The organism is Streptomyces apricus (assembly GCF_008369065.1).
Taxonomy (GTDB): Bacteria; Actinomycetota; Actinomycetes; order Streptomycetales; family Streptomycetaceae; genus Streptomyces; species Streptomyces apricus.
Genome location: NZ_VDFC01000040.1, coordinates 671,676 through 690,935, shown reverse-complemented (window position 1 = coordinate 690,935; position 19,260 = coordinate 671,676). Strand labels below are relative to the sequence as shown.

The window sequence follows — 19,260 nt, the reverse complement described above, 5'->3', positions numbered from 1 at the left end:
TCCGTAGCTAGCGGAAACAGAGAGAGGTAATTCCAATGGCTGGACCCCAGCGCCGCGGAAGCGGTGCCGGTGGCGGCGAGCGGCGGGACCGGAAGGGCCGCGACGGCGGCGCTGCTGCGGAGAAGACCGCGTACGTTGAGCGCGTTGTCGCGATCAACCGCGTCGCCAAGGTTGTCAAGGGTGGTCGTCGCTTCAGCTTCACCGCGCTGGTCGTGGTGGGCGACGGTGACGGCACCGTGGGTGTCGGTTACGGCAAGGCCAAGGAGGTGCCGGCCGCCATCGCCAAGGGTGTCGAGGAGGCCAAGAAGCACTTCTTCAAGGTCCCCCGTATCCAGGGCACCATCCCGCACCCGATCACGGGCGAGAAGGCCGCGGGCGTCGTCCTGCTCAAGCCTGCTTCCCCCGGTACCGGCGTCATCGCCGGTGGCCCGGTGCGTGCTGTCCTGGAGTGCGCCGGCGTCCACGACATCCTGTCGAAGTCGCTCGGTTCGTCCAACGCGATCAACATCGTCCACGCGACCGTGGCGGCCCTCAAGGGCCTGCAGCGTCCCGAGGAGATCGCGGCCCGCCGCGGTCTGCCCCTCGAGGACGTCGCCCCCGCGGCTCTCCTGCGTGCACGTGCGGGAGCGGGTGCGTAATCATGGCTCAGTTCAGGATCACGCAGACGAAGTCGTACATCGGCAGCAAGCAGAACCACCGAGACACCCTTCGTTCGCTTGGCCTCAAGCGGATCAACGATGTGGTCGTCAAGGAGGACCGCCCCGAGTTCCGCGGAATGGTGCACACCGTCCGCCACCTCGTGACGGTTGAGGAGGTCGACTGATCATGGCGGAGAACAACCCGCTCAAGATCCACAACCTCCGTCCCGCCCCGGGCGCCAAGACCGCGAAGACGCGAGTCGGTCGTGGTGAAGCGTCCAAGGGTAAGACGGCCGGTCGTGGTACCAAGGGCACCAAGGCCCGTTACCAGGTTCCGGAGCGCTTCGAGGGTGGCCAGATGCCCCTCCACATGCGTCTCCCGAAGCTCAAGGGCTTCAAGAACCCGTTCAAGACCGAGTACCAGGTCGTGAACCTCGACAAGCTGGCGTCGCTGTTCCCCGAGGGTGGCGAGGTCACCGTCGAGGAGCTCGTCGCCAAGGGTGCGGTTCGCAAGAACAGCCTCGTCAAGGTCCTCGGCCAGGGCGAGATCTCCGTGGCACTGCAGGTGACGGTCGACGCCGTCTCCGGCTCCGCCAAGGAGAAGATCACCGCCGCCGGCGGTACCGTCACCGAGCTGGTCTGACACGTCAGGCGACTCGATGACTTGAGCGATCCCGACCGGGGATGCCCCACAAAAGGGGCATCCCCGGTTGGTCGTTCCTAGGGGAGCGGTGTCGCCGGTAAGGTGGCCTGCGCTGCTAATTTTCGCCCGGTGTGCCGCCCGGGAACTCCAGGTGGCTTCTGACTGTTAGTTAGCTGTCCGTTACTTATTCGTCGAACCTCAAGACCGTCACCTCTGGCGCACTTGCGCGGGGGTCGCAGGAGGCACCGTGCTCACCGCGTTCGCCCGGGCGTTCAAGACGCCCGACCTGCGCAAGAAGCTGCTCTTCACGCTCGGCATCATCGTGGTCTATCGGGTGGGTACGCACATCCCGATCCCGGGCGTCGACTATACGAACGTCCAGGCCTGTATCGATCAGGCGAGCAATGGGAACCAGGGTCTGTTCGGCCTGGTGAACATGTTCAGTGGTGGCGCGCTGCTGCAGATCACGATCTTCGCCCTCGGCATCATGCCGTACATCACGGCGAGCATCATCCTGCAGCTCCTTACCGTGGTGATCCCGCGTCTGGAGGCCCTCAAGAAGGAGGGTCAGGCAGGCACGGCGAAGATCACCCAGTACACCCGTTATCTGACGGTGGCCCTGGCCATCCTGCAGGGCACCGGCCTGGTGGCCACCGCCCGCAGCGGTGCGCTCTTCTCGGGCTGCACGGTCGGCGGTCAGATCGTCCCCGACCAGTCGATCTTCGTCACCATCACGATGGTCATCACGATGACCGCCGGCACGGCCGCCGTCATGTGGCTCGGTGAGCTCATCACCGACCGCGGCATCGGCAACGGCATGTCCATCCTGATGTTCATCTCGATCGCCGCGACGTTCCCGTCGGCCCTGTGGGCCATCAAGCAGCAGGGCACCCTCGCGGACGGCTGGATCGAGTTCGGCACCGTCATCGCGGTCGGCCTCGTCATGGTCGGCCTGGTGGTCTTCGTCGAGCAGGCCCAGCGCCGCATCCCGGTCCAGTACGCGAAGCGGATGATCGGCCGCCGCTCCTACGGCGGCACGTCGACGTACATCCCGCTGAAGGTCAACCAGGCCGGCATCATCCCTGTGATCTTCGCCTCGTCGCTGCTGTACATCCCGGCGCTGATCGCGCAGTTCGCGGGCGGCACCTCCGGCTGGAAGACCTGGATCGAGCAGAATCTCACCAAGGGCGACCACCCGATCTACATCACCACGTACTTCCTGTTGATCGTGTTCTTCGCCTTCTTCTACGTGGCGATCTCGTTCAACCCCGAGGAAGTCGCCGACAACATGAAGAAGTATGGTGGCTTCATCCCGGGCATCCGGGCCGGCCGACCGACCGCCGAGTACCTGGGATACGTACTCAACCGGATCACCTGGCCGGGTTCGCTGTATCTGGGCCTGATCGCTCTCGTACCGACGATGGCGTTGGTTGGTTTCGGGGCAAACCAGAACTTCCCGTTCGGTGGCACCAGCATCCTGATCATCGTGGGTGTCGGTCTGGAGACGGTGAAGCAGATCGAGAGCCAGCTCCAGCAGCGCAATTACGAAGGGTTCCTCCGCTGATGCGAATCGTCCTCGTCGGGCCGCCCGGGGCGGGCAAGGGAACGCAGGCAGCGTTCCTCGCCAAGAACCTGTCGATCCCGCACATCTCCACGGGCGACCTCTTCCGTGCGAACATCAGCCGCCAGACCGAACTGGGCAAGCTGGCCAAGTCGTACATGGACGAGGGCAATCTCGTACCGGACGAGGTCACCATCGCGATGGCGAAGGACCGCATGGAGCAGCCGGACGCCGCGAACGGCTTCCTGCTCGACGGCTTCCCCCGCAACGTCTCGCAGGCCGAGGCGCTGGACCAGGCCCTCAAGGCCGACGGTGTGGAGCTGGACGCGGTGCTCGACCTGGAGGTCCCCGAGGACGAGGTGGTCAAGCGCATCGCCGGCCGCCGCATCTGCCGCAACGATTCGAGCCACGTCTTCCACGTGGCGTACAGCCCCCCGAAGAAGGAAGGCGTCTGCGACGCCTGCGGCGGGGAGCTGTACCAGCGCGACGACGACACCGAGGAGACCGTCCGCAAGCGCCTGGAGGTCTACCACACCCAGACCGAGCCGATCATCGACTACTACCGGGCCCAGGACCTGGTCGTGACGATCTCGGCGCTCGGCAAGGTGGACGAGGTCACCAAGCGCGCGATGGACGCCCTCGCGGCCCAGTCCGCGGCCAGGGGCGGCGGCGCGTAACCGTCCTGGCCGGTTCGGCCGCGGTGCCCCGGGTGGGCGCCGCGGCCTTACTGTTGTGTACGTACCCCAGTAGGCAGAGAAGACGGAGAGCGCGGGCCCCCATGGTGCAGATCAAGACCCCCGAGCAGATCGCCAAGATGCGTGAGGCGGGCCTGGTCGTCGCCGCCGTCCACGCGGCGACCCGGGAAGCGGCGGTGCCCGGTGCCACGACCCGCGACCTCGACCAGGTCGCCCGCAAGGTGCTCGACGAGCACGGCGCGAAGTCGAACTTCCTGGGCTACGGCGGCTTCCCCGCCACCATCTGCACCTCGGCGAACGAGGTCGTCGTGCACGGCATCCCGAGCGACGACGTCGTCCTCAAGGACGGCGACATCATCTCGATCGACGCGGGCGCCATCGTCGACGGCTGGCACGGGGACGCCGCGTTCACGGCCTTCGTGGGCTCCGGCCACGCCCCGGAACTCGTCGAGCTGTCCCGGGTGACCGAGGAGTCGATGTGGGCCGGGATCGCGGCGATGAAAGCCGGCAACCGGCTCGTCGACGTCTCGCGCGCCATCGAGACGTACATCCGCCGCCAGCCGAAGCCCGGCGGCGGCAAGTACGGGATCGTCGAGGACTACGGCGGCCACGGCATCGGCACCGAGATGCACATGGACCCGCACCTGCTGAACTACGTGGAGCGGCGGCGCGGCAAGGGCCCCAAGCTGGTCCCCGGGTTCTGCCTGGCCATCGAGCCCATGGTGTCGCTGGGCACGCCCCGCACCGAGGTGCTGGCCGACGACTGGACCGTCATCACGACGGACGGGTCGTGGTCCTCGCACTGGGAGCACTCCGTCGCTCTGACGGAGGAGGGGCCGCTCGTGCTGACTGCGCCGGACGGTGGTCGGGCGAAGCTGGCGGAGCTCGGGATCACGGCTGCGCCTGATCCCCTGGCGTAGGGCGCCCTCCGGGCAGGGGGTTCCTGTCGGACGGCGGTGTACCGGCCCGGTGGGGGCTGGTCGCGCAGTTCCCCGCGCCCCTGACGGGTCGCCCCTTCGGGGCATCCCCTTTCGGGGGCTTCCCCGCATAGGGATCTTCCTTGTGGGGCAGACTTTCTCGATTCGTCTTTCCGAGGGCCCTGGCGTAGACTGACTCGTCGGCTCTCGTGCATCCGCATGTCTGCATGTGGTAAGCGCGGAGTCGATCAAGGTAGTCGATTCGAAGGGCGAAGCGTGGCCAAGAAGCAAGGTGCCATCGAGATCGAGGGCACTGTCGTCGAGTCTCTTCCGAACGCCATGTTCAAGGTCGAGCTCCAGAACGGCCACCAGGTCCTGGCACACATCAGCGGCAAGATGCGCATGCACTACATCCGCATCCTCCCTGACGACCGGGTCGTGGTGGAGTTGTCTCCGTACGACCTGACGCGTGGCCGGATCGTCTACCGCTACAAGTAGATCTTGCCCGCGCTCCGCTTCGGCGGGGTGGTGGCACTGACCCGGAGAACCTCACCAATGAAGGTCAAGCCGAGCGTCAAGAAGATCTGCGACAAGTGCAGGGTGATCCGCCGTCACGGCCGGGTCATGGTCATCTGCGAAAACCCGCGCCACAAGCAGCGCCAGGGCTGACGCACGACCGCACCTTCTGCACCCGCAGAATTTCGCGCGACGCAGTAGTACATGTTCATACGCAGAGCCCGGACCCGCTGTTCACAGGGGTCCGACACCCCCGGTCGGAGGCCGGGGACCCGATCCGTACCGAATCCTCGCGGTCTGCACCGAAGAGGACGACGGCGGGTGGGACCCGGTTCTGCGGAAGACCTCCGAACGACAACTGGAGCCATTGAATGGCACGCGTTTCCGGTGTTGACATCCCGCGCGAAAAGCGCGTGGAGGTTGCCCTCACCTACGTGTTCGGCATCGGCCGGACCCTCTCGCAGAAGACGCTGGCCGACACCGGCGTCAACCCCAACACCCGCGTCCGCGACCTCTCCGAGGAGGAGCTGGTCCGGATCCGCGAGTACGTGGACGCCAACTTCAAGACCGAGGGTGACCTCCGCCGTGAGGTTCAGGCCGACATCCGCCGCAAGGTCGAGATCGGTACCTACCAGGGTCTGCGTCACCGTCGTGGCCTGCCGGTCCGCGGCCAGCGCACCAGCACGAACGCGCGTACCCGCAAGGGCCCGCGTCGCGCCATCGCCGGCAAGAAGAAGCCGGGCAAGAAGTAGTCCTCAGCGGACAACGCTTCATCAGCGGTCTTCGCTGTAGGACCGACCACCTCCCCGTAGGAGTTATAGATGCCCCCCAAGGGTCGTCAGGGCGCTGCCAAGAAGGTGCGCCGCAAGGAAAAGAAGAACGTCGCTCACGGTCACGCGCACATCAAGAGCACGTTCAACAACACCATCGTCTCGATCACGGACCCCTCGGGCAACGTGATCTCCTGGGCCTCCGCCGGCCACGTCGGCTTCAAGGGCTCGCGCAAGTCCACCCCCTTCGCCGCGCAGATGGCCGCCGAGTCGGCCGCCCGCCGTGCGCAGGAGCACGGCATGCGCAAGGTCGACGTCTTCGTCAAGGGCCCGGGCTCCGGTCGTGAGACCGCGATCCGCTCCCTGCAGGCGACCGGCCTGGAGGTCGGCTCGATCCAGGACGTGACGCCCACGCCGCACAACGGCTGCCGTCCGCCCAAGCGCCGCCGCGTCTGACGCACGGTCGTCCCACGTTTTTCCCGGGTCCGGGCGGTACGGCTCTTCGGAGTCGTGTCGCCCGTACCCTTGTATTACCTCAGGGCATCAAATAGTGGGTGCCCCTGACTGAAGGACTCACTTCATGCTGATCGCTCAGCGTCCCTCGTTGACCGAAGAGGTCGTCGACGAATTCCGCTCCCGGTTCGTGATCGAGCCGCTGGAGCCGGGCTTCGGCTACACCCTCGGCAACTCGCTCCGCCGCACGCTCCTCTCCTCGATCCCCGGTGCCGCCGTCACCAGCATCCGGATCGACGGTGTCCTGCACGAGTTCACCACCGTGCCGGGCGTCAAGGAGGACGTCACCGACCTGATCCTCAACATCAAGCAGCTGGTCGTCTCCTCGGAGCACGACGAGCCGGTCGTGATGTACCTGCGCAAGCAGGGCCCGGGTCTGGTCACCGCCGCCGACATCGCGCCCCCGGCCGGTGTCGAGGTCCACAACCCCGACCTCGTCCTCGCCACGCTCAACGGCAAGGGCAAGCTGGAGATGGAGCTGACCGTCGAGCGCGGTCGCGGCTACGTCTCCGCCGTGCAGAACAAGCAGGTCGGTCAGGAGATCGGGCGCATCCCGGTCGACTCGATCTACTCGCCCGTTCTCAAGGTCACCTACAAGGTCGAGGCGACCCGTGTCGAGCAGCGCACCGACTTCGACAAGCTGATCGTCGACGTCGAGACCAAGCAGGCCATGCGTCCCCGTGACGCCATGGCGTCGGCCGGCAAGACCCTGGTCGAGCTGTTCGGTCTGGCGCGCGAGCTCAACATCGACGCCGAGGGCATCGACATGGGCCCGTCCCCGACGGACGCCGCCCTCGCCGCCGATCTCGCCCTGCCGATCGAGGAGCTGGAGCTCACCGTTCGGTCGTACAACTGCCTCAAGCGCGAGGGCATCCACTCCGTGGGTGAGCTCGTGGCACGCTCCGAGGCCGACCTGCTCGACATCCGCAACTTCGGTGCGAAGTCGATCGACGAGGTCAAGGCGAAGCTGGCCGGCATGGGCCTGGCCCTCAAGGACAGCCCGCCCGGATTCGACCCGACCGCCGCCGCGGACGCCTTCGGCGCCGACGACGACGCGGACGCCGGTTTCGTCGAGACCGAGCAGTACTGAGCGTTCCGCGAGATCGTTTCGCCGGACGGCTGAGTTCTGACTGCGGGCCCGCTGCGGCTGGTCGCGCAGTTCCCCGCTCCCCTGACGGGGCGCGGGTCCTCCGGGGCCTTGGAAAAGGGCCCGGATCTTCGACAGGCGATCGCCTGCTCGGACACTGACCTCGGTACCTGATACGGCCGGGGCAGACACCTAGGAGAAAGACCATGCCGAAGCCCACCAAGGGTGCCCGTATGGGCGGCAGCGCCGCGCACGAGAAGCTGCTCCTCGCGAACCTCGCGAAGTCGCTCTTCGAGCACGGCAAGATCACGACCACCGAGGCGAAGGCCCGCCGTCTGCGGCCCTACGCCGAGCGTCTGGTCACCAAGGCGAAGAAGGGCGACCTTCACAACCGCCGCCAGGTCCTCTCGGTCATCACGGACAAGAGCATCGTGCACACGCTCTTCACCGAGATCGGCCCGCGCTACGAGAACCGCCCGGGTGGCTACACCCGTATCACCAAGATCGGTAACCGCCGTGGCGACAACGCGCCCATGGCCGTCATCGAGCTGGTGGAGGCCCTGACCGTGGCCCAGCAGGCCACCGGTGAGGCCGAGGCGGCGACGAAGCGCTCCGCGAAGGACGCCGAGGCCAAGAACCAGGCCGAGGAGACCCAGGCCGAGGACGCCAAGGTCGACGTGGCCAAGGGCGACGAGGCCAAGGGTGACGAGGCCGCCGAGGAGTCCAAGGACGCGTAAGCGTCTGCCGGGGACTGCGTGCGGGCGGCCGCAGCGCCGTCGTGGCCTGTCGCGCAGTTCCCCGTGCCCCTTCGGGGGCTTGCTTGAGTGGGTCCGTTCCTTTCAGGAGCGGGCCCGCTTTCGTGTTCCTGAAAGGATTTCCAGGTGAGTGACGAAGCAGCGCCCGGCCATGTTCGTGTCCGGCTGGACGTCTCGTACGACGGGAGCGAGTTCTCCGGGTGGGCCAAGCAGGCCAGCGGGCGCAGGACCGTACAGGGTGAGATCGAGGACGCGCTGCGGACCGTGACGCGGTCGGGCGCGACGGTGTACGAGCTGACCGTGGCCGGGCGCACCGACGCCGGGGTGCACGCCCGGGGGCAGGTGGCGCACGTCGACCTGCCCGCGGAGCTGTGGGCCGAGCACCGGGAGAAGCTGCTCAAGCGGCTGGCCGGGCGGCTGCCCAAGGACGTGCGGGTGTGGACCGTGGCCGAGGCGCCGGCCGGGTTCAACGCGCGGTTCTCCGCGCTGTGGCGGCGGTACGCCTACCGCGTCACCGACGCCCCGGGCGGGGTCGACCCGCTGCTGCGCGGCCACGTCCTGTGGCACGACCGGCCGCTCGACGTCGACGCCATGAACGAGGCGGCCCGGCTGCTGCTGGGCGAGCACGACTTCGCCGCGTACTGCAAGAAGCGCGAGGGCGCCACGACCATCCGCACCCTCCAGGGGCTGAGCCTGGAGCGGGGGAGCGACGGGGTCGTCACGGCCACCGTGCGGGCGGACGCCTTCTGCCACAACATGGTGCGCTCGCTGATCGGGGCGCTGCTGTTCGTGGGCGACGGGCACCGGGGCGCCGACTGGCCGGCGAAGGTGCTGGCCGCGGGCGTGCGGGACTCCGCGGTGCACGTGGTGCGCCCGCACGGGCTGACGCTGGAGGAGGTCGGCTACCCGGCGGACGAACTGCTCGCCGCCCGGAACAAGGAGGCCCGCAACCGGCGGACGCTGCCGGGGGGCGCGGGGGTGTGCTGCTGAGCGGGCCCGCCCGGACGGCGACGGCCGGCCGGGCGAGGACGCCGCACGGCGCCGGGCGGCTGTGAGCGGGGCGGCGGTCCTGTGGGCCGCCGCCGGGGCCGTGGCCTACTGGTTGGCCGCCGCCGATGCCTGGGCCTCGCCGCGGCGGCGGATCTGGCGGAAGGTGAACTCCGCCAGGTCGTCGCCGGTGCTGAAGACCTTGGCGTCCTTCTCCGTCACGTCCTTGCCGTTCGTGAAGCCGGCGACCGTGAAGTAGGCGTAGCGCCCGTACGAGTTGGTCGTCGAGCGGCAGATCGCGGAGCGGCAGAAGACGGGGACGCCGTCACCGGTCAGGGACTGCACGACGCTCTTCTTGTCGGCGTCGGTCTTCGCCCGCAGCGCCTTGGCCTCGGTGTCGAAGACGGCCACGCCCACCGTCACCGCGACGCCGTCCTTCGCGTACGTGACGCGGATGAGGCGGGTGCAGTCGTTCTTGGTGAGGACCGGGCCGAGGGTGCCCTGGGCGGCCGACGCGCAGTTCTTCGTGGACGCCAGCGCGCCCTTCTTGTAGACGGTCTCGCCCATGGTGAGCTGCGTGCCCGGGAAGAGGGTGTCGGGACCGAGGGTCGCGGTGTCCTTCTTCACATCGGATATGAAGTCCTTCGGGTCCAGCGGCGGCGGCGCCGAGGTCGCCTCGAAGGACGGGCCCGTGCCCGCGGTGTCCGACGGGATGTCCGCGGAGGGCAGCTCGGAGGCGGGCCTGTTGGACGCCTGCTCCTTGCCGTCCGCCGAGACCACGGCCACGGCGACGGCCGCGCCCACGGCGATGGTGGCCAGGGCGCCGCCGCCCACCAGCAGCCACCTGCGGCGCCGGTTGCGCGTCTCGGCCGCCTCGGCCAAGGCCGCCCAGTCGGGGGAGCGGCTGCTCCACTGCGGCGGCTGAGAACCTGATCCCCCGGAACCCCACTGGGGTCCCCCCTGCCCAAAGCTCATGGGGCGCATCTTAGACGGGACAAGGGGCGTGCAGGGCGGCGCGTGCCCCCTCCGCGATACCCTGAAACCCCGCGGACACCTGTGGTCCGGCCCGCGTTTTGACCCGTACGGGCCACCGAAGGTATTCTTGCGGTTCGTTATGTGTATTGGCTTGCTCATTCTCACGTGAGGGGCCCTTACACCGGTCCACCGGGCCGATGACCAGCGGCAGGACTCGGTTGCGTCGCCGATGTCCGCCAGGGCTGTCGTACATCGTCCGTGGTGGCCCATTGTCAGGACCCACTCACTGAAGAAGCGAAGGCTACGACCGTGCGTACGTACAGCCCCAAGCCCGGCGACATCACGCGCCAGTGGTACGTCATCGACGCCCAGGATGTCGTCCTGGGTCGTCTGGCGACCACCGCCGCGAACATTCTGCGGGGCAAGCACAAGCCGATCTACGCCCCCCACGTCGACGCTGGTGACTTCGTCATCATCATCAACGCCGACAAGGTGCACCTCTCCGGCAACAAGAAGACCCAGAAGCTGGCGTACCGCCACTCCGGTTACCCGGGTGGTCTGCGCTCCGTCCGTTACGACGAGCTGCTGGCGAAGAACCCCGAGAAGGCCGTCGAGAAGGCCATCAAGGGCATGATCCCCAAGAACACCCTGGGCCGTCAGGTGCTCTCGAAGCTGAAGGTCTACTCGGGCGACCAGCACCCGCACGCTGCCCAGCAGCCGGTGCCGTTCGAGATCACCCAGGTCGCGCAGTAGTTCCGGCCACCCCCTAAGACGAAAAAGAATCTGAGGAGAATCGTGGCCGAGACCACCGTTGAGCAGCCGGTCGAAGAGAACGACGCCGAGCTCGTCGACGTCGAGCAGTACACCACCGAGTCCGAGGTGCCCGTCGAGGGCGAGTACACCTCCGAGTCCCTCGCCGGCCGCTTCGGCGACCCGCAGCCGGCCGCCGGCCTGGGCCGTCGCAAGAACGCCATCGCCCGCGTCCGGATCGTCCCGGGCTCCGGCAAGTGGAAGGTCAACGGGCGCACGCTCGAGGACTACTTCCCGAACAAGGTCCACCAGCAGGAAGTCAACGAGCCCTTCAAGGTGCTCGAACTGGACGGCCGCTACGACGTGGTCGCCCGCATCTCGGGCGGCGGCGTCTCCGGTCAGGCCGGTGCCCTGCGCCTCGGCGTGGCCCGCGCCCTGAACGAGGCCGACGTGGACAACAACCGCGGCGCCCTCAAGAAGGCCGGTTACCTCCGGCGCGACGACCGCGCGGTCGAGCGCAAGAAGGCCGGTCTCAAGAAGGCCCGCAAGGCCCCGCAGTACAGCAAGCGCTAAACAGCAGGCGGGGAGACCCGCTCGCGGTTTCGCACGCATCGCCCCGGCGGCACGTTCTGTGTCGTCGGGGCGTTCGTTTACCACAACCTTTACAACCTTCGTGCGCCCTTCGTGGTCCGACCTGTGTGCGGGCTCGGGACACGGACAGGTCCGGGGGATATACCTGACAAGGGCCGGAGCCGGAGCCGGGCTCCCGCCGAGCCGCACCTTCTTGAGCCATCGTGTAGTAAGTCTGAGCAAGTTCGGAGGACACCAGTGGGACGACTCTTCGGGACGGACGGCGTACGCGGTGTCGCCAACGCGGATCTGACGGCCGAGCTCGCGCTCGGTCTCTCCGTGGCGGCGGCGCACGTACTGGCCGAGGCGGGAACCTTCGAGGGCCACCGGCCGACCGCGGTGGTCGGACGGGACCCGCGCGCGTCCGGGGAGTTCCTGGAGGCCGCCGTGGTCGCCGGTCTCGCCAGCGCCGGCGTGGACGTGCTGAGCGTCGGCGTCCTGCCGACCCCGGCGGTGGCCCACCTCACCGGCGCGCTCGGCGCCGACCTCGGCGTGATGCTCTCCGCGAGCCACAACGCCATGCCGGACAACGGCATCAAGTTCTTCGCGCGCGGCGGGCACAAGCTCGCCGACGAGCTGGAGGACCGGATCGAGTCCGTCTACGAGGAGCACCGCACCGGCGCGCCCTGGGACCGGCCGACCGGCTCGGGCGTCGGCCGCGTCCGCTCGTACGAGGAGGGCTTCGAGCAGTACGTCGCCCACCTCCTGACCGCCGTGCCGAACCGGCTGGACGGTCTGAAGGTCGTCCTCGACGAGGCGCACGGGGCGGCCGCGCGGGTCTCGCCCGAGGCCTTCACGCGCGCCGGCGCCCAGATCGTCACGATCGGCGCGGAGCCCGACGGGCTCAACATCAACGACGGCTGCGGCTCGACCCACCTGGACCTGCTGAAGGCCGCGGTCCTGGAGCACGGCGCCGACCTCGGCATCGCGCACGACGGCGACGCCGACCGGTGCCTCGCGGTGGACCACACCGGCGCGGAGGTCGACGGGGACCAGATCCTGGCCGTGCTCGCGCTCGCGATGCGGGAGCGGTCGCAGCTGCGCTCGGACACGGTCGTCGCCACGGTCATGTCGAACCTCGGGTTCAAGCTGGCCATGGAGCGTGAGGGGGTCTCCCTCGTGCAGACCGGGGTGGGCGACCGGTACGTGCTGGAGGAGATGAAGCGGCACGACTACGCGCTCGGCGGCGAGCAGTCGGGGCACGTCATCATCACGGACCACGCGACCACGGGTGACGGCACGCTGACCGGGCTGCTGCTGGCGGCCCGGGTCGCGCAGACCGGGCGTACGCTGCGGGACCTCGCGTCCGTGATGGAGCGGTTGCCGCAGGTGCTCATCAATGTGCCGGACGTGGACCGCTCCCGGGTGTCGACCTCCGCGGAGCTGGCGTCCGCGGTGGCCGAGGCCGAGCGGGAGCTGGGGGCCACCGGGCGGGTGCTGCTGCGGCCCTCCGGGACCGAGCCGCTGGTACGGGTCATGGTGGAGGCGGCCGACATCGACCAGGCGCGGGCGGTGGCCGGGCGGTTGGCGGATGTGGTGAAGTCCGCGCTGGGGTGACCTCGGGGTGCCGCGTGGGGTGTGGGTGCGGGTGCGCTGTGGCTGGTCGCGCAGTTCCCCGCGCCCCTAAAGACATAAAGACTGCGCCGTTCCCCGCGCCCCTGAAGGCAAAGGACTGCGCCGTTCCTCGCGCCCCCAAAGACAAAAGATTGCGCCGTTCCCCGCGCCCCTTTAGGGCGAAAGACTGCGTCCCGTCATGTGCGGGGGCGGAAGTGGCGCCAGAGCCATTTCTGGGTCAGGAGGGTGAGGGTGCCCGCCAGGACGATGCCCGCCAGGTTCAGCAGGAGCTGGTTCGTGGAGCCGGCCGTCTGGGACGTGTCCCCGTAGCTGAGGGCCACCGCCGCGTTGGCGGCGGCCGGGACCGTGGTGACGGAGATGGCCACCCCCACCAGGAGGCCCGACTTGGCCGAGGTCAGGGAGAGCGTGCCCGCGATGCCGGCCAGGACCGCCACGACGAAGGAGAACGCGTCGGGGGCGTACACGAAGGCCGTGTTGGGGCGGTCGGCCTCCAACTGGGCCTCGGTGAACAGGCCCAGGGCGTCCATCAGCAGGCTGAACAGCACGGTCACCGCCATCGCCACCGCGAAGCCCACCAGCAGGGCGATGAGCGAGCGCAGCGCCAGGCGCGGCCTGCGCCGGACCAGGGCCGTGCTGATGCCCGCCAGCGGGCCGAACTCCGGGCCCACCGCCATCGCGCCCACGATGAGGATCGCGTTGTCGAGGACGACACCGCAGGCCGCGATCATCGTGGCGAGCGTGATGAAGGCGAGGTAGGTGACCGAGAGGGTCGACTCCTCGTGCGTGGCGTCCGACAGCTGCTCCCACAGGACCGCGTCCGCGCCCTCCCCCGGAGCGTCCTCCTCCGCCTTCTCCGCGCGCTTCGACAGCGACAGGTCGATGTCCTCGACGGCGATCGAGCCGTCCGCGTCGATGCCCAGGTCGCACAGCTCGCTGATCAGCTCGTCGCCCGCCTCGCGCGCCACGTCGACCATCACGAGGTCGCCCACCGGATTGCGGGCGGCGCCCGGCACGACCGCGAGATGGGCCGTGCCGACGGTCTCCTCGATCAGGCGGACCACGGCGTCGGTCCGGTCGGGCGGGGTGATCAGGCGCAGGTGCAGCATGGGGGCAGCGTAGTGGCGCCGCGGGACCGGCGGACCGGGGTCAGAGCTTGCGCAGGCTGAGCTTCTGGACCTTGTGGTCGGCTCCCTTGCGCACGACGAGGGTGGCGCGGCCGCGGGTCGGGGCCACGTTCTCCAGGAGGTTGACCTTGTTGACGGTCCGCCAGATCGTGCGCGCGTACTCCAGCGCCTCCTCCTCGGAGACCTGGGTGTACTTGCGGAAGTACGAGGACGGGTCCTGGAAGGCCGTCTCGCGCAGGCGGCGGAAGCGGTTCAGGTACCAGCCCTCGATGTCCTCGGCGCGGGCGTCCACGTACACGCTGAAGTCGAAGTAGTCGGCGAGGCCGACGCGGGTGCGGCCGTCCTTGCCGGGCAGGGCGGGCTGCAGGACGTTCAGGCCTTCCACGATCAGGATGTCGGGGCGGCGCACGGTCAGGCGCTTGCCGGGGACCCGGTCGTAGATGAGGTGGGAGTAGACGGGCGCGGTCACCTCGTCCTTGCCCGCCTTGATGTCGGCGACGAACCGGGTCAGCGCCCGGCGGTCGTACGACTCGGGGAAGCCCTTCCTGGCCATCAGGCCCTTCTCCTGCAGCTCCTTGGTGGGCAGCAGGAAGCCGTCCGTGGTGACCAGCTCGACCCGCGGGTGCTCGGGCCAGCGGGACAGCAGCGCCCGCAGGAGGCGGGCGACGGTGGACTTGCCGACGGCGACCGAGCCCGCCACGCCTATCACGAACGGCGTACCGGACTGGGAGCCCTTCTCGCCGAGGAAGGTGTTCAGCGCGCCGCGCAGGCCGTCGGTCGCGCCGACGTAGAGGTTGAGGAGCCGGGACAGCGGCAGGTAGATGTCCCGTACCTCGTCGAGGTCGATGACGTCGCCCAGACCGCGCAGCCGCTCCACCTCCTCGGCGGTCAGCGGGAGCGGCGTCTTCTCACGCAGCGCGCTCCACTGGGCGCGGGTGAGGTCGACGTAGGGAGTCGCCTCCGGCCTGGGCCGGTGGGCGCTCCGCGGCAACGAGGAGACCGATGGGATCACATTCCATTGTTACGGCAGTTTGAACGAATCGTCGGGTGGGGTCCGTCACGCCGGGTTCGCCGACACACGTCCGGAGCCTGGACCGGCGGGTCGTACGGGCATAGCGTGCCGCCCACCCGGGAGCGAGCCGCCTGCCGGGGCGCCGGTGGTGGGGATGGTCGTCATGGCCGTACGTTTCCGAGTGCGTGACCTGGTCAGGAACAGGTCCTGGCCAGGGCGCCGTCCGGCCGGGGACGTGGCGGACCGGGTCTGCAGCGAACTGGCGCTCGACCTCCCCGACGAGGACCTGGGGGAGTACCTCGACGACTGCCTCGACCTGTACGAGCCGGGCAGCAAGCCGCGCTGCGAGGAGGCCGAGTTCCTGGGGATGGTCCAGGAGGCCATCGACCGGATCGAGGAGGGGGAGTAGGCCGACGGGTCACGAGGCCCGCTCGGCCCCGGTGAACGAGGCGATCAGGCCGTGGGGCGCGTCGGCGCCGAAGAGCTCCGCGTTGAGCTGGACGCCGTCGGCCGCGGCCTCGGCGCCGCGCGGGAACATGGCCCGCTCGTACGCGGCGAGGGCGGCCTCGGTGTCGCCGGGGTGCGCGGCGAGGGCCTGGCCGAGCTCGGCCCCGTCGTACATGGCGAGGTTGGCGCCCTCACCGTTCGGGATCGAGAGGTGGGCGGCGTCGCCCAGCAGGGTCACCCCCGGCACCCGCTCCCAGCGGAGCCCGGTCGGCAGGGCGTTGAGGGGGCGCAGGACCGGCGGGGCGTCGTATTCGGTGATCAGCGAGGTGAGCTCCGGTGCCCAGCCCTCGAACTCCGCGGCGATCCGCGCGGCGGCCGCGGCGGGATCGGCGAAGTCGACGGCGCCGAACCAGTCCTGCGGCCGCGTGAGCGCCACGTAGGTGTGCAGGGTGTCGCCCTTCTCCCGGTGGGCCTGGATGCCCTTGCCCGGCGCGAGCGCGAGCATCGACCCGCCGCCGACCGCCTTCGCGGCGGCGGGGTGGCGGGTGCCGGCGTCGTACAGGTAGGTCTCCACGTACGACATGCCGGTGTACGCGGGAGTGGCGGCGCAGAGCAGGTGCCGGACCCTGGACCAGGCGCCGTCTGCGCCGACCAGCAGGTCCGTGGCGACGGTGGTGCCGTCGGTGAAGGCCACCTCGTGGCGGCCGCCGCCCAGGAACCGGGTGGCGGCGACCTTGCGGCCCCACCGGACGGTGCCGGCCGGGAGCGAGTCGAGCAGGATCTGCCGCAGCTCGCCGCGCTGCACCTCGGGGCGGCCGCCCGTGCCGTCGTCGGGCCGGTCGAACAGGACGGTCCCGTCCCGGCCGAGGATCCGCATCGCCTGGCGGCCCTCCAGGACGAGGGCGCGGAACTCGTCCGTCAGGCCCGCCGCGTGCAGGGCCGGCTGGCCGTTGTGGTCGTGGATGTCGAGCATTCCGCCCTGTGCGCGGGCCGTCGGCGAGGTCTCCGCCTCGTGGACCGTGGCGGGGATGCCGTGGACGTGCAGGACGCGGGCGAGGGTCAGTCCGCCGAGTCCGGCGCCGATGATCGTGACGTGCGGGGGAGTGGTCATGGTGGTTCCTCGGGTGTCGTGACGTGTCATGACGTGCCGTGACGTGTCTTTTCGTGACGTGATGTGTCGTGACGGGTCATGTACCGCCGGGTGATCGCCCGGCCGGATCTCCACCAAGGTCCCAGCGCCCGCCGACACGCCGCCGACATCGGCCCGACAGCCCGGGCACGTGACCGACGGACGCGGATACGCGGCCGGGGGCACGGCGATTTCCGATATCGGGCACGCGGTGCCCCGGCGGCGCGCGCCTCGGCCCTTAGGCTGCCGTGCATGTGCGGAATCGTGGGATACGTGGGGTCGCAGTCGGCGCTCGATGTCGTGGTGGCCGGACTGAAGCGGCTGGAGTACCGGGGATACGACTCGGCGGGCGTCGCCGTGCTCGCGGACGGCGGGCTGGCCGCCGCGAAGAAGGCCGGCAAGCTCGCCAACCTGGAGAAGGAGCTGGTGGAGCGGCCGCTGCCGACCGGTTCGACGGGGATCGGGCACACGCGCTGGGCCACCCACGGCGGGCCCACCGACACGAACGCGCACCCGCACCTCGACAACGCCGGACGCGTCGCGGTCGTCCACAACGGCATCATCGAGAACTTCGCGCAACTGCGGGCCGAGCTGGCGGAGAGGGGGCACGCGCTCTCCTCCGAGACGGACACCGAGGTCGTGGCGCACCTGCTCGCCGAGGAGTTCTCCGCGTGCGCCGACCTGGCGGAGGCCATGCGGCTGGTGTGCCGGCGGCTCGAAGGGGCCTTCACGCTGGTGGCCACCCACGCCGACGAGCCGGACGTGGTCGTCGGGGCGCGGCGCAACTCCCCGCTCGTCGTCGGCGTCGGGGAGGGCGAGGCGTTCCTCGCCTCGGACGTGGCCGCGTTCATCGCGCACACGCGGTCCGCGATCGAGCTGGGCCAGGACCAGGTGGTCGAGCTGCGGCGCGACGGGGTGAGCGTCACCGGGTTCGACGGAGCGCCGGCCGAGACGCGCTCGTACCACGTCGACTGGGACGTGTCCGCCGCCGAGAAGGGCGGCTACGACTACTTCATGCTCAAGGAGATCGCCGAGCAGCCCAAGGCGGTCGCCGACACGCTGCTCGGGCGGATCGACGCGAGCGGTTCGCTGACGCTGGACGAGGTGCGGATCCCCGCCGGGACGCTCCGCGAGGTCGACAAGGTCGTGGTGGTGGCCTGCGGGACCGCCTTCCACGCCGGGCTCATCGCCAAGTACGCCATCGAGCACTGGACCCGCGTCCCCTGCGAGGTCGAGCTCGCGAGCGAGTTCCGCTACCGGGACCCGATCCTGGACGCGCAGACGCTGGTCATCGCCATCTCGCAGTCCGGCGAGACCATGGACACGCTGATGGCGCTGCGGCACGCGCGCGAGCAGGGCGCGAAGGTGCTGGCCGTCTGCAACACCAACGGCTCGACGATCCCGCGCGAGTCGGACGCCGTCCTCTACACGCACGCCGGGCCCGAGGTGGCGGTCGCCTCGACGAAGGCGTTCCTGACGCAGCTCGTGGCCTGCTACCTGGTGGCGCTGTACCTGGGGCAGGTGCGCGGCACGAAGTGGGGCGACGAGATCCGGGCCGTCGTACGCGACCTGTCCCGCATCGCGGAGGACGTCGAGCGCGTCCTGGAGACGATGGAGCCGGTACGGGAGCTGGCGCGGTCGCTGGCCTCGAAGGACACGGTGCTGTTCCTCGGGCGGCACGTCGGGTATCCCGTCGCCCTGGAGGGCGCGCTGAAGCTGAAGGAACTCGCGTACATGCACGCCGAGGGGTTCGCGGCGGGCGAGCTGAAGCACGGGCCGATCGCGCTGATCGAGGAGGACCTGCCGGTGGTCGTGGTGGTCCCGTCGCCCCGGGGGCGTTCGGTGCTGCACGACAAGATCGTGTCCAACATCCAGGAGATCCGGGCGCGGGGTGCGCGGACGATCGTGATCGCGGAGGAGGGGGACGGGGCGGTGGTCCCCTACGCGGACCACCTGATCCGGATCCCCGCCACGCCGGTGCTGCTGCAGCCGCTGGTGGCGACGGTGCCGCTGCAGGTCTTCGCCTGCGAGCTGGCCACCGCCCGCGGCAACGAGGTGGACCAGCCGCGCAACCTGGCGAAGTCGGTGACGGTGGAGTAGCGCTGCCTGGGGCCCAGGCCGCAGGCCCGGATGCGCGGGGCCGCCTCGTAGAGTGCGCGGATGAGCATCATCGGGGTCGGGATCGACGTGGCCGAGATCGAGCGGTTCGCGGCGTCGCTGGAGCGTACGCCCGGGATGGCGGAGCGGCTGTTCCTGCCGGGCGAGCTGCTGCTGCCCGGCGGGAAGCGGCGGGGGGCCGCCTCGCTCGCGGCGCGGTTCGCGGCGAAGGAGGCGCTCGCCAAGGCGCTCGGCGCGCCCGGCGGGCTGCACTGGACGGACGCCGAGGTGTACGTGGAGGAGAGCGGGCAGCCGCGGCTGCGGGTGACCGGGACGGTGGCTGCGCGGGCGGCCGAGCTCGGGGTGCGGTCGTGGCACATCTCGCTCAGCCATGACGCGGGGGTTGCCTCGGCGGTGGTGATCGCGGAGGGGTAGGGGG

General features: G+C 69.7%; 23 protein-coding genes. 19 read left to right on the top strand and 4 right to left on the bottom strand.

Going from position 1 to position 19,260, the window contains the following annotated elements; translation table 11 throughout:
• Window positions 1-35: 35 nt before the first annotated feature.
• The 13 genes from rpsE (at window position 36) to truA (ending at window position 9,085) form a co-directional block, all read left to right on the top strand.
• Window positions 36-638 (top strand): 30S ribosomal protein S5, encoded by a 603-nt coding sequence (rpsE, locus tag FGF04_RS16050; protein ID WP_055513610.1) that lies wholly within the window; start codon window positions 36-38, stop codon window positions 636-638.
• Window positions 639-640: 2 nt separating this feature from the next.
• Window positions 641-823: a 50S ribosomal protein L30 gene (rpmD, locus tag FGF04_RS16045; RefSeq protein ID WP_149511966.1), complete on the top strand. Its 183-nt coding sequence runs from the start codon at window positions 641-643 to the stop codon at window positions 821-823.
• A gap of 2 nt (window positions 824-825) precedes the next feature.
• Entirely contained in the window at window positions 826-1,281 is a 456-nt protein-coding gene (gene rplO / locus FGF04_RS16040) for a 50S ribosomal protein L15 (RefSeq protein ID WP_149511965.1), read from the top strand.
• A 247-nt stretch (window positions 1,282-1,528) separates the two neighbouring features.
• Window positions 1,529-2,845 (top strand): preprotein translocase subunit SecY, encoded by a 1,317-nt coding sequence (gene secY, locus FGF04_RS16035; RefSeq protein WP_149511964.1) that lies wholly within the window; start codon window positions 1,529-1,531, stop codon window positions 2,843-2,845.
• Window positions 2,845-3,519: an adenylate kinase gene (locus FGF04_RS16030; protein ID WP_149511963.1), complete on the top strand. Its 675-nt coding sequence runs from the start codon at window positions 2,845-2,847 to the stop codon at window positions 3,517-3,519. The genes secY and FGF04_RS16030 overlap by 1 nt, the downstream gene beginning before the upstream one ends.
• A 101-nt stretch (window positions 3,520-3,620) precedes the next feature.
• Window positions 3,621-4,457 (top strand): type I methionyl aminopeptidase, encoded by an 837-nt coding sequence (map, locus tag FGF04_RS16025; RefSeq protein WP_149511962.1) that lies wholly within the window; start codon window positions 3,621-3,623, stop codon window positions 4,455-4,457.
• A 273-nt stretch (window positions 4,458-4,730) separates the two neighbouring features.
• Window positions 4,731-4,952 (top strand): translation initiation factor IF-1, encoded by a 222-nt coding sequence (infA, locus tag FGF04_RS16020; RefSeq protein ID WP_003948620.1) that lies wholly within the window; start codon window positions 4,731-4,733, stop codon window positions 4,950-4,952.
• Between the two features lie 57 nt (window positions 4,953-5,009).
• Window positions 5,010-5,123 carry a 50S ribosomal protein L36 gene (gene rpmJ, locus FGF04_RS16015; RefSeq protein WP_003998809.1) on the top strand — a complete coding sequence of 38 codons (114 nt, stop codon included), beginning with the start codon at window positions 5,010-5,012 and terminating at the stop codon, window positions 5,121-5,123.
• Window positions 5,124-5,341: 218 nt separating this feature from the next.
• The gene (gene rpsM / locus FGF04_RS16010) at window positions 5,342-5,722 is read left to right on the top strand and encodes a 30S ribosomal protein S13 (RefSeq protein WP_149511961.1); all 381 of its coding nucleotides are present in this window, start codon (window positions 5,342-5,344) and stop codon (window positions 5,720-5,722) included.
• A gap of 69 nt (window positions 5,723-5,791) precedes the next feature.
• Window positions 5,792-6,196, top strand: coding sequence for a 30S ribosomal protein S11 (gene rpsK / locus FGF04_RS16005; RefSeq protein ID WP_003956432.1), 405 nt, complete (start codon window positions 5,792-5,794; stop codon window positions 6,194-6,196).
• Window positions 6,197-6,320: 124 nt separating this feature from the next.
• Window positions 6,321-7,343, top strand: coding sequence for a DNA-directed RNA polymerase subunit alpha (locus tag FGF04_RS16000; RefSeq protein WP_003966937.1), 1,023 nt, complete (start codon window positions 6,321-6,323; stop codon window positions 7,341-7,343).
• A gap of 203 nt (window positions 7,344-7,546) precedes the next feature.
• A complete protein-coding gene (gene rplQ / locus FGF04_RS15995; protein WP_149511960.1) occupies window positions 7,547-8,077 on the top strand; it encodes a 50S ribosomal protein L17 in 531 nt (176 codons plus the stop codon).
• A 144-nt stretch (window positions 8,078-8,221) separates the two neighbouring features.
• Window positions 8,222-9,085, top strand: coding sequence for a tRNA pseudouridine(38-40) synthase TruA (gene truA / locus FGF04_RS15990; RefSeq protein ID WP_149511959.1), 864 nt, complete (start codon window positions 8,222-8,224; stop codon window positions 9,083-9,085).
• Between the two features lie 105 nt (window positions 9,086-9,190).
• On the opposite strand, the gene FGF04_RS15985 is transcribed toward truA, so the two are convergent.
• Window positions 9,191-10,057, bottom strand: a complete 867-nt coding sequence (locus FGF04_RS15985; RefSeq protein WP_149511958.1) for a hypothetical protein — start codon at window positions 10,055-10,057, stop codon at window positions 9,191-9,193.
• Window positions 10,058-10,366: 309 nt separating this feature from the next.
• Here FGF04_RS15985 and rplM point away from each other — a divergent pair, with 309 nt between their 5' ends.
• From rplM to glmM, 3 genes are all read left to right on the top strand, one after another.
• The gene (gene rplM, locus FGF04_RS15980; protein ID WP_010986363.1) at window positions 10,367-10,810 is read left to right on the top strand and encodes a 50S ribosomal protein L13; all 444 of its coding nucleotides are present in this window, start codon (window positions 10,367-10,369) and stop codon (window positions 10,808-10,810) included.
• 42 nt (window positions 10,811-10,852) lie between these two features.
• The gene (gene rpsI, locus FGF04_RS15975; protein ID WP_149511957.1) at window positions 10,853-11,380 is read left to right on the top strand and encodes a 30S ribosomal protein S9; all 528 of its coding nucleotides are present in this window, start codon (window positions 10,853-10,855) and stop codon (window positions 11,378-11,380) included.
• 255 nt (window positions 11,381-11,635) lie between these two features.
• Window positions 11,636-12,994 carry a phosphoglucosamine mutase gene (gene glmM, locus FGF04_RS15970; protein WP_149511956.1) on the top strand — a complete coding sequence of 453 codons (1,359 nt, stop codon included), beginning with the start codon at window positions 11,636-11,638 and terminating at the stop codon, window positions 12,992-12,994.
• A 194-nt stretch (window positions 12,995-13,188) separates the two neighbouring features.
• Here glmM and FGF04_RS15965 read toward each other — a convergent pair whose 3' ends face one another.
• Both FGF04_RS15965 and coaA read right to left on the bottom strand, forming a co-directional pair.
• A complete protein-coding gene (locus tag FGF04_RS15965; protein ID WP_149511955.1) occupies window positions 13,189-14,118 on the bottom strand; it encodes a DUF389 domain-containing protein in 930 nt (309 codons plus the stop codon).
• A 40-nt stretch (window positions 14,119-14,158) separates the two neighbouring features.
• On the bottom strand, window positions 14,159-15,148 hold the full coding sequence (gene coaA, locus FGF04_RS15960; protein WP_149511954.1) for a type I pantothenate kinase: 990 nt from the start codon (window positions 15,146-15,148) through the stop codon (window positions 14,159-14,161).
• A gap of 163 nt (window positions 15,149-15,311) precedes the next feature.
• On the opposite strand from coaA, the gene FGF04_RS15955 reads away from it, so the two are divergent.
• Window positions 15,312-15,557 (top strand): hypothetical protein, encoded by a 246-nt coding sequence (locus tag FGF04_RS15955; RefSeq protein ID WP_149511953.1) that lies wholly within the window; start codon window positions 15,312-15,314, stop codon window positions 15,555-15,557.
• Window positions 15,558-15,566: 9 nt separating this feature from the next.
• Here the strand turns inward: FGF04_RS15955 and FGF04_RS15950 are convergent, their stop codons facing one another.
• Complete coding sequence (locus tag FGF04_RS15950; RefSeq protein WP_149511952.1) at window positions 15,567-16,706, bottom strand: FAD-dependent oxidoreductase; 1,140 nt, start codon at window positions 16,704-16,706, stop codon at window positions 15,567-15,569.
• 270 nt (window positions 16,707-16,976) lie between these two features.
• Between FGF04_RS15950 and glmS the strand changes: the two genes are divergently transcribed.
• Both glmS and FGF04_RS15940 read left to right on the top strand, forming a co-directional pair.
• Entirely contained in the window at window positions 16,977-18,824 is a 1,848-nt protein-coding gene (gene glmS / locus FGF04_RS15945) for a glutamine--fructose-6-phosphate transaminase (isomerizing) (RefSeq protein ID WP_149511951.1), read from the top strand.
• Window positions 18,825-18,884: 60 nt separating this feature from the next.
• The gene (locus FGF04_RS15940) at window positions 18,885-19,256 is read left to right on the top strand and encodes a holo-ACP synthase (RefSeq protein WP_149511950.1); all 372 of its coding nucleotides are present in this window, start codon (window positions 18,885-18,887) and stop codon (window positions 19,254-19,256) included.
• The last annotated feature ends 4 nt before the right edge of the window (window positions 19,257-19,260 follow it).